This window comes from Aestuariibacter sp. GS-14, assembly GCF_006494365.1.
GTDB lineage: Bacteria > Pseudomonadota > Gammaproteobacteria > Enterobacterales > Alteromonadaceae > Alteromonas > Alteromonas mangrovi.
Genome location: NZ_VHIP01000006.1, coordinates 21010 through 36021 on the forward strand (window position 1 = coordinate 21010; position 15012 = coordinate 36021).

Genomic DNA, 15012 nt, shown 5'->3' on the forward strand with positions numbered 1-15012 from the left:
AAAAAAAGTTTGAGATTTCACTGATTTTGTCTAGCTTTAAATTAGCTTGGAGGCAAAACACAGCGATGATCACTTATCAATCGGTACATATCGACTCTAATTCCGAGACACTCACGGCTAAATTGCATGAGTTTCATGACGCTATACTTCGCGACCATCCTCATATCATCCGGATTGCTTGCGCGCTGTACGAAGAGAAACATGATGTTTTAAAAACCTTTATTCACAGTACCCGGGAAGGGCACGCGATTACGGCGTATCAAACTATACTAAGCAATATGCCTTCTCTTAAGTCACTGGCTGACAATCAGGAATGCCGGGTGATTGAAAACATTCAGCTTGAAATAAAACCCGACACCGAACACTCGGCATGGTTGCTGGAGCAGGGATACGCCAGTTCGTTTACGGTACCCATTTATCATCACAATCGCCTGGTAGGATTTTTGTTTCTCGACAGTGATGAAACCAACACATTCACCGAGCAGGTGCAGCGGCAACTACTGGTAAAATGCAATCAGATAGCCGAAGTGGTTTCCTGTGAAGTGGCTACAGCCCAGTTGCTTGTTGCTACGGCATCTGCCATACGCAACATTGCGGGTCTGCGGGATTTTGAGACGGGTATGCACCTCACCCGCATGGCGGAATTCAGCAAATTGATTGCCCAGCATGTACCGGCAAGTTATCAGCTTACCGACGAAATCATAGAGCATATTTATTTGTTTGCGCCACTTCACGACATTGGCAAAATTGGCATTCCTGATGCCATCCTGCTCAAAAATGGCAAGTTAACCCCGGAAGAACGAAAAATCATAGAGATGCATGTAACGAAAGGCGTCAGTATTATCGACGAAATTCTGGGTAACTTCGGACTTCTGAGCCTGCAACCGGCGCAAATCATGCGTAACATTATAGCCTGCCATCACGAATACATGGATGGTTCTGGTTACCCGAATGGTTTGGTTGGCGATGCGATCCCCATAGAAGCCCGCATTGTTACTGTGGCGGATATTTTTGATGCCCTCACGCATGAGCGTCCTTACAAAAAGCCCTGGTCGATACCCGACGCGCTGGCAGAGCTGCAAAAAATGGTGAACGATGGAAAGCTCGACGAACATTGTGTTAATGCACTTGCCGCGTCGATGAGTGAAGCAAGACTCATCGTTAAAGAATACAACGACGCCTGATAAGGTGATAAGAAAAGAGTGGAGATGGCCGTATAAGCCGGGTTCTGTTCTCTCGCGAGTGGTAATCATTCCTCTAGGCCAGCAATCACTCACTGGCTCAAGCAACCTACCCGCTCCCCGTGCGGGCCGCACGTGAAGGGAGCCTATTTGGTCTTGCTCCGGGTGGAGTTTACCGTGCCACAAACTGTTACCAGTTGCGCGGTGCGCTCTTACCGCACCCTTTCACCCTTACCGGCGCCGAAGCGCTTAGGCGGTTTACTCTCTGCTGCACTGGTCGTCGGCTCGCGCCGCCCAGACGTTATCTGGCACCCTGCCCTGTGGAGCCCGGACTTTCCTCCCCTTCCGCAAGCGGAAGCAGCGATTACCTGGCCATCTCCGGCGCGAATGATACCGCGTTTACCCAATAATACCAATCGACTTGTTCGCCAAAACAAATACTTACCGTCAGCCTCTATTCACAAGCAAAGCAAAACCAAATTAAACAATTAAATTTCAATAGCTTAATAAAAACAAACAGTTGGCAATGTGATCTTTTTGTAAATTACTCTGGGGGATTCATAAGCCTAAGTCGTCTATATGCTTAGTTGCCAGTTCACTGTTGAGTTGACTGGCAATGTGTTTTGCACCCGTGCTTGTGTGGCCAATAGGAGTGCTCTCCCTGTTTTTACACCTGTTGGCCCACTTTTTCGGAAGCTTCCCTGGATGCCAGACCACGGGATATTAATATTTAACACAAGGAATAGAGATGCCAATGCTAGCTATCGCTGACAACAACGCGCCAATAGGCGCAATCCGTTTACAGTATATCTGCAACAGCCGTACGCCCTTGTTAATAGTAGATGATTTTCATCCGGAACCCGATTCTTTGGTGAGTTTGGCTGATTGCGAAATGCACTCAGAAAGTGCTGGATTGAAACCCATGCCTGGGCATTACCCTGCATTTTTGCACCGCACTTTACCCGCCATATTTTGGTTGGCCGGATTAGACAACCAGGAATTTACTCTACAGGATGCGCGGTTCTGCCACCCTTCAGCAGATTCAGCCAGACCATCCAATGCAAAGTCTACTTCGAAACCAGGTGTAAATGAGTGCGAGGAATGGATAATGATTCATTACCTGTTTGATAACCCGCAGGACGGCACCTCTTTTTACCGAAACAAGATCGCTGGACTTAATCAAAGACACGACAGCGAGCATATCCGCATCTTACGTAGTGATCTCTCATTACACACAACAGAGAGTGGCGTAATTTCACACCCAACACAGCGGTTGGCAACTCAGTTTGAACAAACCGACAAGATAGATGCTATTTTCAATCGCGCCATATTTTTTCCGGCCCGTGCCGTGTGCTCAGATAGTTTACCTGCAAACCGCTATACAGCTCATAGTGATGCAACAGGGCGGCTAACCGCTACGTGCAGAATTGGTATTAGTAAGTAGCGCTCACGCCTATTATAAAGCGAGCGCCTGAGTCCTGAACCAATAACAGCTGATTATTGAACCGGCCGTGTTTGTGAACGGTTTCGTTGGTGAGATTAATTCCTTCAACATACACTGTAACACGACCATTGAGTTGATATGAGGCACTGACATCCCATTGCTGATAGGGATTCACAAACGTAGGCTCGTTACTTTGCGACTGCACCAATGACTGCAAAAAGCCCTCACGACGGTTATAGGCTACTCGCCACTGTAGTGGGCCATGCTCATAAAAAAGCACGAGATTCCCCCCCCCAGAGAGTCCGGTAAGCGCAAACTTGGTTTTAACATCGTCTTTGTCGAGTTCGGCATTACTGCTTACCGAACTCAAATTAGCCTGAACACCAAAGCCGGAATCGCCAAAGGCATGCTGCCAGCTTAATTCAGCACCATCCACCATGGCAGTTTGCCCGTTTACCGGGCTAACGATGTCAAACACGGCGGTGCTGTCTGCACTGTCCGGCGCATTCGGATCGTCGCCAGTGCTCGGATCGGTTACGCCCGGAAATGGCACATCCTGATTAGCGCTTAAAATAAAGTTATCCACGTATTTGCGGTAAACTGCCGCGGCCAGGTAGCTGTCTTTCTGATAGTAAAATTCCAACGCCACATCCAGATTGCGCGACTCAAACGGTTGCAGTAACGGGTTCCCTATAAATGCCCGTAAATCCCCGCCCTGCCGGGTGCTGGTGAAACTAATACCGGGAGTCATCTGAGACAGCGTAGGTCGCGTTATACTGTGAGAGTAGGCTCCTCGGACTACCCATTTATCGCGATAGCTTGCCTTAACCTGAACATTAGGCAGCCAATTTGAATAAGACTGCGAGAAATTCACCGGCTCTACTGCCCCCATAACAGGCGCAAGTTCGGTTTTATCCAGGATCACCAGCGATGCCAATTGTTCGGAAATCCCAGACACTTCAACGTCGGTGTGAGCCAATCGAACACCCGTGTGCGCCACCACATAGAGAGAGGAAAAATCCCATTCATAGGTTAGGTCGGCGTAAAGTGCATATGTTTTTTCGTTTATTACAAATGAGTTATTGCGTTTAACCGCACTTAAATCAACATCTCCGGCGTCTTCCAGAAAGGCGAATAACTGTGGCCCATTGTGGCGGAGCCATTGGTGTGGGATGCCGTCGTGACCACTTACCTGGTCCAGAAAGTCATCACCGGCGTTAAACAAACGTTGAAAACTGTCTGGAATATCGGGCGCATCAAAATAACCACAAAAGGTACAGTGACGGGCGTTGAACTCGTTGTCGTAACGCGTATTCTGCTTGGTTTGGTCGGCCACACGCCAGCCAAAATCAACCTGTGTGAGGCCTCGGTTATTTAATAAATAACGACCATCCGCTTTCCATTGACGCACAGTATCACTGACATCCCATCCGCGTTTAAGCATAACATGTGAACGGCCATTTGCCGGATCCAGATAGCTGCCAACACCCAATTCATCACCAGCGGCATTTACCTGTGAAGGGTTAGCCGTTTGAAAGCCGTAAATCGAGGGCAACACCAGCCCCTGAGTGTGATCAAACGTCGAGCGATTTAAATAACCAATCAGTGATAATGCATTACCATCGCCGCGTTTATCCTGAGACGTAGCACGCGACACAGATATATCACTGTTAAGCGAGAAATACTCATTTACCTGCCAGTCAATATTTACGCCACCGGCATACAATGCGCTATCGCGATTAAAGGTGCGGGCGTGAAAGTCGGTAGCGTGCCCCTCCTGCTGAGAAAATTTCACTGCGGTGCCGTTGCTATCCAATAGCACATCTTCAAGATTGCTGGACGTAAACCAATGGCCCATGGAAGTGGCGGAGGTATTAACGTTAAAACGCGAGCCCAGGTAGTCTGCAGTAATGTCTAAATCTGCATTGGGGCGATATTGCAGGACCAGCGTGCCGCCAGTCCGGGTCCGATTGTCAAACCGTACCCGCTGGTCGTAGTTTCGAGGTACATACAATGTGTCGGATGCCCGGTTCAACGACGATTCAGGTACATCCGTATTTACCAACCAACCGTCGATTTGAGCTTCGTCGATGCGGGCATCGCGCTGGTGATGAGTGAGCGACATCAATACCCCGAGTTTGTGATCCATAAACGTGTTGCGCCACAACACGGAGCCTTGAGGCGTCCATTGGTCAGCATTGTCGTCGTATTGCATTTCAGCGCTTGCGGAGGCCCGCATCCCTCTGAAGGAAAGCGGTTTATCGGTTATGATATCAATAGTGGCGCCTATCCCGCCGGTTTGCTGTGAAGCCTGATTTTGTTTATATACGGTAACATTGCTTACCAATTCTGATGCCAGCGTGTCGAAGCTGAACTCTCGTCCAAGGCTATCGGTTGCCAGTTGTCGACCATTAATCAATACCCGGTTAAATTCCGGGCCAAAACCGCGCACGGTAACATAACGTCCTTCGCCTTCGGCGCGATCGATGGCAACACCCGATACCCGCTGAAGTGCTTCAGCCAGGTTTTGATCAGGGAATTTACCCATTTCTACAGATTGTATGGTTTCCAGCAAATAATCTGAGTCGCGTTTTATTGCCAGAGACTGTGCCGTTCTTGCACGTAAGCCACGTACTTCAATGTACTCAACCAGTTGCTGATCATTATTTACCGGTACACTGAGTAAATCATTTTGTCTGGCAAAAAATCTTGAGACCCAATTGAAAATGCCCGAAGTGTCATGATTTTCGTGTTTGAGCGACACTTTGATTCGGCCGGATTCACTGACTTCAGCAATTAAATCCGTGCCGGCCAATAACAGTGTGATTGCCTGCTCAACCGTATAATCGCCCTCAACGGCATTAGCCCGGGTATGGCGTACCTTATTGTAGGGAAATACGATGGTGAGCCCGGCCTGGTTGGCAAACGCAATCAGGGCTTCATCTGCAAACTGATGGGGAATAGTAAAAGCAATAGTGCGCGCTTCCCGCTCGCCTTGTTCTGCCCCGCTGGCGTGCAACGACACGCACAGCCCAAAGCCCAACACCATAGCTATTGGCAGCAGATCAATCCAACTCACACGTTTCAAGTTAATCATCCGTTTACTGCAATCAGGCTCACAATCGCCACAACTTCACCCGTTCCACCCAATAGTTTACTTTCGCCTGTCTCAGTGCACAGAGGGCATCTGCTTGCGATGCACAACCCTATAATACGTGTGTAGCCACTGTAAAGAAGCAATCACATTTTGTTAACAATATCGTTATTTCACGACCTACCGCAATTTTATCTATAATGCACTGGGGGAAATACAATCCGTGTTCGTCTATAGAGTAAAAGCCACATAATAATAATGAAAATGTCTGTCGATAGTACTATTCACAACGCCTACATGACGGCCCGTAACGGCATTGCCAAAATGCTGTCGCGTATAGTGCCGCCAAAAGAAGTGGATGACATTTTACAGGACACCTACGTAAGACTGTGCCAGGTAAAGGATACCAGTCACATACGGGAACCCCGTTCATTTTTATATAAAACGGCGCGTAATCTTGCTTATGACCATCTTAAACGCGCTGATGTAAGATTAATTGATGATGCGATTGAAGCAATCGATGAACTGGACAGTCAGCAAAATGACCTTGAGGATGAAACAACAAGGCAAATGACCAGCCAACAGGAATTTGCGCATTTTTGCGATGCCGTTCGGCTGCTTCCACCACAGTGCCGCAGGGCATTTGTGCTAAAGAAAGTATACGGGCACACACAAAAAGACATTGCATCAGAATTAGGTATAAGTGAAAAAACAGTGGAAAAGCATATAGCTGAAGGCATTAAACGTTGTACCGTGCATATGCGCAAAGTACAACAGAGCGAAAATATGGCTGCCGGTGTGCGGAGTAATAATCATGGCTGAACACAGCAGCAACAATGTTGTGCCGTTACACGGCGATGACCGCATTCTGGATGAAGCCAGCCGTTGGCTGGTGAAACTGGATAACGGTTTATCTCAACAGGACGTAACCGCACTTAAACTCTGGCTGAGAACCCCGGTGCACCAGGATACGTTTCTTGAAGTTGCCGCCTTGTGGGACAAAATGGAAGTACTGAGTAAATTAGCAGAAATAGTCCCGGCGCCGCGCTCACAGCGCAGTGTAATGCGCCCAGTGGCTATTGCTGCATCGTTTCTTTGCGTGGCGTTGCTGGGTTGGTTGGGACTAAGTGCCTGGCAACCGCCATCGCAATCTATTGCTACCGTTCAATTTGAAAATGCATTAAGTACCAAGGTGGGCGAAATGCGCGAATTAATATTAAGCGATGGCAGTAAATTAACCTTAAATACCAATACTCAGGTGGCTGTTACCTACACGGATCATCAACGACTCATTGAATTAAAGCAGGGTGAACTGCATATCGAGGTTGCCAAAGATAATCGTCGCCCATTGAGTGTGATTGCGGATGGTCAAATCATTCAGGCCGTAGGCACCGCGTTCAATGTAGAATGGGTGAATAACACGCTGGACTTGCTGGTGACAGAAGGACGTGTGCGGGTAGCTCAACAATCTGCACCGATAACGTCACTAAGAGAGTCGGTTGATGTGCGTCTGCCTGGTAACTCGCTGTCGGTTTCGCAAGGACATCGGACGACCTTGTCTGAACCTGTTAAAACCGTGCGCAGAGTGGACGAAGCAGAGCTCAACGCCGGCGTATCATGGCAAACCGGCAAACTTATTTTTCGCGGAGAATCACTGGCTGATGTCGTACGTGAAGTGTCTCGTTACACCACCCTGTCCATTGAGTTAGGAGATGCCTCGCTGGCCAATATTCAGGTTGCAGGGTTATTTAATGCCAATGATATCGACGGTTTACTGGCTGCGCTGGCTGACAATTTTCCACTGCGGTATGAGCACACATCACCTCACACTGTGATCATTCAATCGCTTTAACAACATACGTTATAAAAAAGGTGAGCACTTGCTCACCTTTTTTAATATTCATTCGCATACACAGCTAATCAGCCATTATTCATATCAAAAAACAAGGCATGAAACCCTTGTGTGTCAGACAGTTTGACCCGTTCACCCGCACTAAACGCCACCCCGTCACCTGCGCCAACTTTGCTACCATTTACCGTGGCGTTGCCGCTAATTACCTGCAACCAGCCAATACGTGATGTCGGTAACGCGTGTTCCCATACCGTATTATCTTTTAATCTGCCAGCAAAAATATCAGCATCCTGATACAAGGGTAAGGAATTTCCTTTGCCCGATTCGCTGAAAATTAAAGTAAGCTCATTTGCTGGTTCAGCCAGTGTCGGAATGTGTTGTTGAACATAGCCAGGGGCCACGTTTTTCTTATTGGGTACCACCCAAATTTGCAGAAACTCAACGGTATCACTGCGGCTGTGATTAAATTCACTATGACGAATACCCGTGCCTGCCGTCATCTTCTGTACATCACCAGGACGGATCACCGACTCATTGCCTTCGCTGTCTTTGTGCGCCAATGCGCCACTCAACACATAGGAAATAATTTCCATATTTGCATGGCCGTGCTCAGCAAAGCCACCACCGGGCTGTACCGTATCCTGATTAATAACCCGCAACGGGCCATGTCCCATATGATTCGCATCGTAATAATGACCAAATGAGAAGCTGTGTTTTGATTGTAACCAACCGATATTTACATCACCCCGTGCGTTCGCGTCACGAATTTTCATATTAACTCTCCTCAAATCAGATAGCGTGAGTTTAGCAACACCTTAAAAAGAGACAATACATCAACCAAGCACTACACTGTTGCACATCACACAACAATAAGATTAGATGATGGACAAACTCACCGCGATGCGCGCTTTTGTAACGGTGGCTGATCAAGGTAGTTTTGCTGCTGCAGCCAGACTACTGGGTTTATCGCGCTCTCAGTTAAACCGCCAGGTGTTATGGCTGGAAGACCATTTACAGGTGACCCTGTTTAACCGTACTACCCGGCGGGTATCACTTACCCACACAGGATTAGCTTACCTGGAAAACATAGTGCCGCTACTGGATAACCTGCACGATACCGAAACGCAACTGTTACAAGGGAATACCGGCCTGCGTGGAGTGATTAAGGTTAATGCGCCGATGTCGTTTGGGTTATCACACCTTACGCCTGCGGTGTTGGCGTTTATGCGGCAGTACCCCGATATTCGTATTCAATTGGAACTATCGGATGAAAAGCGTGATCCGTTATCGAATCAGTTTGATGTAACACTTCGCATTGGACTGCCAGAGACCAATCCTGCCTTAATTGAACACGACATTACCTATACGTCGCGGCGCATGGTCGCCTCTCCTGCTTTTTTAACACGCTATGGTAAACCTGTTGAACCGTCCCAACTCACCAAGTTACCTTGCCTGCAATACGGCAATTTACTGCATGGGAATTACTGGGATCTGATGCATCAGCGCACCCCGATGCGGGTAAAAATTAATGGCGTACTAAGCTCGAATAACGGTGACGTACTCAAGCACGCTGCCCTGAAGGGGCAAGGCATCGCGCTACTACCTACTTTTATTGTGGGGGATGCTATAGCCAATGGTACGCTTGTGCCCATATTGGAGGCCTATCAACCAGACAAACTGCTAATCTCACTGATATATCCACCCAATCGACATATGGCAATGCGTTTAAGTGTATTCGTGAAATTTATTCAGGATGCGTTTGAAGATAATGATTTTATTCCAGCGCTTTGAAAGGATGGTTTGTTTGAAATCGCGGCCTTTTCGGCTAGGTCCCGGGTCAAGCCCGGGAAGACGATGTTTTTAAACCGGCTTAGAGGAGTGAATAATGAGCGCATTATTACCCGCCCCGTCTTCCCGGAAAATGCGCAGCATTTGTCCGGGATCTTTTTGACATCACAGCCTTTGGAGTAAGTCCCGCGTCAAGGCCGGGGAGATGGTATTTTTAACCCGGGTCAAGCCCGGGATATCGACGTTATTATTACTCTGCTGCGTCTGGCGTAATCGCGTTGTGATAAACGTCCTGTACATCGTCGCAGTCGTTCAGCATGTCCATGAATTTCTGGAACATAGGCATGTCGTCTGCGCTGATATCCACATTGGTTTGAGGCACAAAGGTGATTTCTTCTACTTCGAAGTTCAGTTCAGGGTACGCTTCCAGTAACGCGGTTTTTACTTTGAAAAACTCGGTATTAGGTGCGTAAACGGAAATTTTACCGTCTTCGCATTCCACTTCGGTTACGTCAGCGTCAGCTTCCATTAATACTTCAAGTACCGCGTCTTCGTCTTCACCATCAAACACAAAAATAGCCTGATGGTCGAACATATGTGACACCGCTCCGGGTGCACCAATTTTAGCACCGGTTTTAGTGAAACAGTTACGCACGTCGGTAATGGTGCGGTTGTTGTTGTCGGTTAAACAATCAACGATCACCATACAGTTACCCGGCCCAAATCCTTCATAACGGGCTGGTACGAAATCTTCACCTGCGCCGCCGGCGGCTTTGTCGATGGCCTTTTCAATAACGTGACCAGGTACCTGATCTTTCTTGGCTTTGTCCATTAAACGGCGTAACGACAGGTTGGTGTCGGGATCGGCACCGCCGTTCTTCGCACACACGTAAATTTCTTTACCGTATTTTGAATACACCTTGGTTTTGGCGCCGGCGGTTTTTGCCATGGCCGCCTTTCTTACTTCAAATGCTCTTCCCATTTTAACTATCTCTGCTTTCTGACTTTCTGGTGTCGGCGTTTTGTAAAAGGCCCGAGTTTACCGATTTTTAGTGATTATGGTAAGTGTTCTTTGGCCAAATAATCGTGTGACTGCATTTCTTGCAGGCGACTCAGACAACGTTTGAACTCGAAACTTAACCTGCCTTCGGTATACAATTGCGGTAATGCCACCTGAGCAGACATAATCAGTTTAACGTGTCGCTCATAGAATTCGTCTACCATGGCAATAAACCGTCTGGCGGTATCGTCGTTGTTCTGACCCATTTGTTTTACATTGGCCAGTAATACCGTGTGATAGCAACGACTCAATTCAATATAGTCTGACTGACTGCGCGGCCCTTCACATAATTCTTTGAAGTCGATCATCAGCACACCGTCTGCATCGCGCAGGGTTTGCAGCATACGGTGATTTACCTCGATTTTATCGCCCTCTGTGCCTTCATCCGGCGCTAACTGACCAAAATAAGCATGTAAATTTAGCATGGCCTCTTCGTCCAGCGGATAATGGTAAATTTCGGCCTGTTCCAAAGTACGCAGACGATAATCGATACCGCTGTCTACGTTAACTACATTGCACTGGGCGTTGATCAATGCAATAGCGGGCAGGAAACGGGCGCGCTGTAAACCATTGCGGTACAGTTCGTCGGGCACGATATTCGACGTAGCAACCAATACAATACCATGCGCAAACAGGGCTTCCATTAGGGTGCCCAATATCATGGCATCGGTAATGTCCGATACAAAAAACTCATCAAAACATATGATGCGCGTTTCGTCAGCCAGCTTCTTAGCTACGATTTTCAGGGGGTCCTGTTTACCGCCGAGCAGCTTGAGCTCGTCGTGCACCCGGTGCATAAAGCGGTGAAAATGCACACGCATTTTCTTTTCAAACGGCAAACAGTGGTAGAAGGTATCCACCAGGTATGTTTTGCCACGGCCTACGCCACCATAAAAATAGATGCCTTTCATGCTGGAATGCGCGGTGGATTTAGCCCCAAATATGGATTTCATTTTTGCAGCCAGGGACGACCTGGGCATCCCTTGTAACATTAAGTCGTCGTATAAGCGCTGCAATTCCCGTACTGCATTTTCTTGTGCCGGGTCGAACTTAAAATCGTCCCGTGTAAGGTCTTGTTGGTATTTTTCCCACGGCGTCATCGCCTGATTTACTCCCGAGTACCACGAAATTAGATTAGCGCTTTAAAAGCGCAATTATGCCCCGAATTCAGGCTGAATACCAATTCAGCGACGTTATTTTAAGCGGTCTGTTCAACATGGGTAGCATCCTCACCGCGCATACGTGATAATGGGCGCAAGATACATTTTGCCACAAACTGTCTGAGCAAAATGACGCAGTTCTTGCTATAGTCGACATGAGCAGCGGCAGATGTTGCACTAGCAGTTTCCGGAGGCCTCTAGTCTAATCAGGTTCCGGTTTTTGAAACATTGGAGAAAAAAATGGAAGTGGTTATTTCCTTAGCAATGCTGGTAATTGGTTTAATTGTCGGATTTTTTGTAGCCCGTTATATTTTTACTCAGGAAGGCGCAGTAAAAGCGAATGCAGCCGCTGAAAAAGCGCTGAAGGAATTATTGGCTCAACAGGCACAGCATCATTTGTTTCAGGTAAAACAATCAATTGAAGGACTTGAAAAACAGTGTTCTGACCTTAAACAGTGTGTAGCGGATTACGAGACCTTGCTGGAAACTGACGACAGTGATGCCGTACCGGCGGTACCGTTTTATGGTGAGCACACTACCGCGTATTTACGAAACAACTTAAAAGGTTCAGATAGAGTTAAACAAACTGCGAACAGTGACACCCAACCCCGTGACTTCGCAGGTCAAAGTTCCGGTCTGTTTGTCGGCGCCAGTACGCCATCTGCCGCAGACAAAGACTAAAATACGGAACTTTTCCAATAGTCACATAGTCTTTGGGTAGGTAGTTGCAAGAACGCAATGAGACTAGGAGTTATGTGTCTATGAATAAGTCTTTTCGAAAGCTTGTATTGGTATCGGGTATGGTTGTAAGTACCCTTGGTATGTCGGTATCAACGCAAGCTGCTCTTCCTTTCTTTGGTGATAGTAAAAAAGAAGTGCCCACTCTGGCTCCAATGCTGGAAGAGGCAATGCCGGCTGTGGTGAGTATTGCGGTAGAAGGTACCCAAACCTCACGACAGCAGGTGCCTGAAATGTTCCGTTACTTTTTTGGAGGCCCCTCTGAGCAGGTGCAGGAACGACCGTTCCGTGGATTGGGCTCAGGTGTCATCATTGACGCCAAGAAGGGCTACGTAGTCACCAATGCGCACGTAGTGGCTAATGCTGATGAAATCACCGTTAAGCTTACTGATGGCCGCGAGTTTATCGCCAAAAAATTAGGCGCCGATGAACAAAGTGACATCGCTATTCTGCAAATTGAATCCGATAATTTAACCGCGCTGCCACTGGCAGATTCCGATGCTGTGCGCGTGGGTGATTTTGTAGTGGCAATTGGCAACCCCTTTGGTTTATCGCAAACCGTTACATCAGGCATTGTCAGTGCGCTCGGACGGTCGGGTCTGAACATTGGCGGTTATGAAGACTTTATTCAAACCGACGCAGCTATTAACCGCGGTAACTCTGGTGGCGCACTGGTAAACCTGCACGGAGAACTGGTGGGTATCAATACGGCGATTTTCGGGCCGAATGGCGGAAACGTAGGTATTGGTTTTGCCATACCAACGAATATGATGAAGAGTCTGGTAGATCAAATTGTTGAATTTGGCGAAGTGCGTCGTGGTCAGTTAGGTATTATTGGCAGCAACGTAGATGCGGGTCTGGCAGAAGCTATGAACTCCGAGTTCAACAAAGGTGCGTTTGTAAGTGAAGTTCAGCCGGATTCTGCAGCAGATAAAGGCGGTATTCAGGCGGGTGATATCATCATTGCCGTAAACGGCAAAGACCTGACCAGCTTTGCTGAGTTGCGAGCCAAGATTGCCAGTATGGGTGCGGGTGCTGAGGTAGAACTCACTGTAATTCGCAAAGGCGAGCGTTTGAAACGCAAGGTTGTGCTGGACGACGCCGCTAAGACTGAAGTAGTTGCGAAGCAAATTCATCCTGCACTTGAAGGTGCAACGCTGGTAAACGGTGAGGATGCGGCCGGAAACGCTGGAGTTTCGGTGAGTAATGTAGAGGAAAATTCCCCTGCTGCCCGCATTGGCCTGCAAAAAGACGACGTTATCATGAGTGTTGGTAACCGCCGAATCACTAACGTGATGGAGTTACGCGAAATAATGGACGGTGCCAAAGGCGTATTTGCCTTAAACGTGCGTCGTGGTAACGCCTCGCTTTACCTGGTAATTCGCTAACCTAACGGTAGTCACGGCCGGCCGTCTCACGCACTAAGCCCAGGCTTGCAGAAAAGAGACAATTCAAACGGTGTGCTGTAACAACAGCCACCGTTTTTTTTATTTGTGCACAGAGCAAGCGTAAAATGCTATCCTAATCACATTGTTATAAATGCCTTGGATATCATTCATATCCCCCAACCTGAATTTGAAAGATTGTGTCGAGCAGGCAGTTTTTAGTTTTTATATTTCGTTCCGTATTTCTGGGCCTGGTGGTAGCCGCGCTTATCCTCTTACTCGTGCCCGATTTACGCCGTGGGGCTGGTTTTGGTGAAAACTGGTTTTCCTCTACATCGCCCGCCGCCAGCCGGGAAACCTATTATTCTGCGCTGAGTCGCTCTGCGCCGGCAGTGGTAAACATCTACAGTGTGAGCATTGAAAATAGTCCGAACAATTACTATCAACCCCGCCAACGCACCAGCCTGGGCTCCGGCGTGATCATGACTAAATCCGGCTATATCATTACCTGTAATCACGTCATTAAAGACGCCGATAGTATTTTTGTGGCGCTGCAGGATAACCGTGTTGCGCAAGCGCAAATTGTGGGTACCGACCAGCTCACCGACCTCGCGGTATTAAAAGTAAATGAAGACAATCTGCACGTGATCCCGCAAATGGACGAAACCGATTTACGCGTTGGCGATGTAGTCATGGCAATAGGTAACCCCTACAACCTGGGCCAGACCATTACTCAGGGAATTGTAAGCCGAGCCGGGCGTACCGGGCTCTCTAACTTTGTGGATTTTATTCAAACTGATGCAGTGCTTAATCAGGGTAACTCAGGCGGCGCTCTGGTAGACAGTAATGGCTATTTGGTTGGGATTACCAATGCCAACTTCCAGGTTCGTGATGAACGCCGTGGCACGTACATAGTCGACGGTATCAACTTCGCCGTGCCCTACGAATTGGCGAAGCGCGTAATGGACGACATTATTACCAATGGCAAGGTGACCCGCGGCCAGTTAGGTTTCGTGGGTGAAGAACTCCGGGGACGCCCAGGCATTGAAGTGAAAGCAGTAGCGCAAAACTCGCCAGCTTCAATTGCCGGTTTAGAGCCTGGCGACGTGATTATGGCAATAGATGGAATACGCCTTGAAAGCGCATCAAAAACACTGGATATGATTGCAGAAACAAAGCCCGGTACAGTGCTTGAAATGGAAATTAGCCGCAATGCCCGTACCATCACCATGCAAGTTACCGTTGCAGAACTGATCATTCCCCAGCAGTAGCGCCGTCTTTCCGGCCTCCGAGCCGGGACCTACGTTAAA

General features: G+C 48.0%; 12 protein-coding genes and 1 other RNA gene. 8 read left to right on the forward strand and 5 right to left on the reverse strand.

The features are described 5' to 3' along the window. The first annotated feature begins 65 nt into the window (after window positions 1–65). Entirely contained in the window at window positions 66–1184 is a 1119-nt protein-coding gene (locus FJ444_RS11245) for an HD-GYP domain-containing protein (protein WP_140958399.1), read from the forward strand. Between the two features lie 16 nt (window positions 1185–1200). Here FJ444_RS11245 and rnpB read toward each other — a convergent pair. Beyond that, an RNA gene (rnpB, locus tag FJ444_RS11250) (RNase P RNA component class A) lies at window positions 1201–1561 on the reverse strand. 368 nt (window positions 1562–1929) lie between these two features. Here rnpB and FJ444_RS11255 point away from each other — a divergent pair. After that, entirely contained in the window at window positions 1930–2625 is a 696-nt protein-coding gene (locus FJ444_RS11255; RefSeq protein ID WP_140958400.1) for a DUF6445 family protein, read from the forward strand. Here FJ444_RS11255 and FJ444_RS11260 read toward each other — a convergent pair. Further along, complete coding sequence (locus FJ444_RS11260; RefSeq protein WP_255439152.1) at window positions 2615–5704, reverse strand: TonB-dependent receptor; 3090 nt, start codon at window positions 5702–5704, stop codon at window positions 2615–2617. The two genes, FJ444_RS11255 and FJ444_RS11260, sit on opposite strands and share 11 nt — an antisense overlap. A gap of 279 nt (window positions 5705–5983) precedes the next feature. Between FJ444_RS11260 and FJ444_RS11265 the strand changes: the two genes are divergently transcribed. Together FJ444_RS11265 and FJ444_RS11270 are read left to right on the forward strand one after the other, a co-directional pair. Continuing rightward, window positions 5984–6541 carry an RNA polymerase sigma factor gene (locus tag FJ444_RS11265; RefSeq protein WP_140958645.1) on the forward strand — a complete coding sequence of 186 codons (558 nt, stop codon included), beginning with the start codon at window positions 5984–5986 and terminating at the stop codon, window positions 6539–6541. Then, a complete protein-coding gene (locus FJ444_RS11270) occupies window positions 6534–7571 on the forward strand; it encodes a FecR family protein (RefSeq protein WP_140958401.1) in 1038 nt (345 codons plus the stop codon). Before FJ444_RS11265 ends, FJ444_RS11270 begins: the two co-directional genes overlap by 8 nt. A gap of 68 nt (window positions 7572–7639) precedes the next feature. Here the strand turns inward: FJ444_RS11270 and FJ444_RS11275 are convergent, their stop codons facing one another. Next, window positions 7640–8344 carry a pirin family protein gene (locus tag FJ444_RS11275; protein WP_140958402.1) on the reverse strand — a complete coding sequence of 235 codons (705 nt, stop codon included), beginning with the start codon at window positions 8342–8344 and terminating at the stop codon, window positions 7640–7642. A gap of 106 nt (window positions 8345–8450) precedes the next feature. On the opposite strand from FJ444_RS11275, the gene FJ444_RS11280 reads away from it, so the two are divergent. Beyond that, complete coding sequence (locus FJ444_RS11280; RefSeq protein WP_140958403.1) at window positions 8451–9362, forward strand: LysR family transcriptional regulator; 912 nt, start codon at window positions 8451–8453, stop codon at window positions 9360–9362. A gap of 247 nt (window positions 9363–9609) precedes the next feature. On the opposite strand, the gene FJ444_RS11285 is transcribed toward FJ444_RS11280, so the two are convergent. Both FJ444_RS11285 and zapE read right to left on the reverse strand, forming a co-directional pair. Continuing rightward, on the reverse strand, window positions 9610–10341 hold the full coding sequence (locus FJ444_RS11285; RefSeq protein ID WP_140958404.1) for a YebC/PmpR family DNA-binding transcriptional regulator: 732 nt from the start codon (window positions 10339–10341) through the stop codon (window positions 9610–9612). A gap of 74 nt (window positions 10342–10415) precedes the next feature. Next, a complete protein-coding gene (zapE, locus tag FJ444_RS11290) occupies window positions 10416–11519 on the reverse strand; it encodes a cell division protein ZapE (RefSeq protein WP_140958405.1) in 1104 nt (367 codons plus the stop codon). A 300-nt stretch (window positions 11520–11819) separates the two neighbouring features. On the opposite strand from zapE, the gene FJ444_RS11295 reads away from it, so the two are divergent. The 3 genes from FJ444_RS11295 (at window position 11820) to FJ444_RS11305 (ending at window position 14973) form a co-directional block, all read left to right on the forward strand. Beyond that, window positions 11820–12260: a ZapG family protein gene (locus FJ444_RS11295; protein WP_140958406.1), complete on the forward strand. Its 441-nt coding sequence runs from the start codon at window positions 11820–11822 to the stop codon at window positions 12258–12260. Between the two features lie 80 nt (window positions 12261–12340). Then, window positions 12341–13705: a DegQ family serine endoprotease gene (locus tag FJ444_RS11300; RefSeq protein ID WP_140958407.1), complete on the forward strand. Its 1365-nt coding sequence runs from the start codon at window positions 12341–12343 to the stop codon at window positions 13703–13705. Between the two features lie 197 nt (window positions 13706–13902). Then, the gene (locus tag FJ444_RS11305; RefSeq protein WP_140958408.1) at window positions 13903–14973 is read left to right on the forward strand and encodes a trypsin-like peptidase domain-containing protein; all 1071 of its coding nucleotides are present in this window, start codon (window positions 13903–13905) and stop codon (window positions 14971–14973) included. Window positions 14974–15012 lie beyond the last annotated feature (39 nt).

Excerpts from the sequence above, each read along its gene's own strand:
- FJ444_RS11245 (WP_140958399.1), top strand. The coding sequence starts at position 66 with ATGATCACTTATCAATCGGTACATATCGACTCTAATTCCGAGACACTC.
- FJ444_RS11255 (WP_140958400.1), top strand. The coding sequence starts at position 1,930 with ATGCCAATGCTAGCTATCGCTGACAACAACGCGCCAATAGGCGCAATC.
- FJ444_RS11265 (WP_140958645.1), top strand. The coding sequence starts at position 5,984 with ATGTCTGTCGATAGTACTATTCACAACGCCTACATGACGGCCCGTAAC.
- FJ444_RS11270 (WP_140958401.1), top strand. The coding sequence starts at position 6,534 with ATGGCTGAACACAGCAGCAACAATGTTGTGCCGTTACACGGCGATGAC.
- FJ444_RS11275 (WP_140958402.1), bottom strand. The coding sequence starts at position 8,344 with ATGAAAATTCGTGACGCGAACGCACGGGGTGATGTAAATATCGGTTGG.
- FJ444_RS11280 (WP_140958403.1), top strand. The coding sequence starts at position 8,451 with ATGATGGACAAACTCACCGCGATGCGCGCTTTTGTAACGGTGGCTGAT.
- FJ444_RS11285 (WP_140958404.1), bottom strand. The coding sequence starts at position 10,341 with ATGGGAAGAGCATTTGAAGTAAGAAAGGCGGCCATGGCAAAAACCGCC.
- zapE (WP_140958405.1), bottom strand. The coding sequence starts at position 11,519 with ATGACGCCGTGGGAAAAATACCAACAAGACCTTACACGGGACGATTTT.
- FJ444_RS11295 (WP_140958406.1), top strand. The coding sequence starts at position 11,820 with ATGGAAGTGGTTATTTCCTTAGCAATGCTGGTAATTGGTTTAATTGTC.
- FJ444_RS11300 (WP_140958407.1), top strand. The coding sequence starts at position 12,341 with ATGAATAAGTCTTTTCGAAAGCTTGTATTGGTATCGGGTATGGTTGTA.